Below are 411 nucleotides of genomic sequence, written 5' to 3'. Positions count from 1 at the left end.
CGCCGGAGGATGTCGTTGCGGGTTATCTCTATCGCCCTCCAGACCTCGATGCACATGAGGCACAGCCGTAACCCCTTCTTGTCCCTCGCAGTTATCAGTCACGCCATCAGGCACATGAGCGACATCGGAGACAGGAAGCAGATCCCGTGACATTGCGCGCAGAGAAGGCCGTGTCGCCCACGACCGGCGAGATCACCTGGCTCCTGGTCGACGAGGAGACTTACGCGCCTCACCCCGAGGTCCGCGAGTTCTCCCTGTACCTGCGTGGAGCCGGGCGGTCACCGCAGACACAGCGCGCATACATCCCCAGAATCGGTCGCTTCCTCAACTGGTGCACGGAGCGGGGGGCCGACTGGAAGGCCGTCCGACTCGGGGACATGAGCCTGTTCAAGTTCCACGTCGAGCGGACAC

1 pseudogene is annotated in these 411 nt (G+C 63.3%); it reads left to right on the top strand.

The annotated features are described in order from the left end of the window. Positions 1 to 146 precede the first annotated feature (146 nt). Positions 147 to 411, top strand: a pseudogene (locus tag LPA54_RS40450) (hypothetical protein); the annotation flags it as partial.

Origin of the sequence: Streptomyces sp. DH12, assembly GCF_020873895.1 — a bacterium.
Taxonomy (GTDB): Bacteria; Actinomycetota; Actinomycetes; order Streptomycetales; family Streptomycetaceae; genus Streptomyces.
Note: the sequence above shows the minus strand (reverse complement) of the source record. Positions and strands in the feature narration are given on the sequence as shown.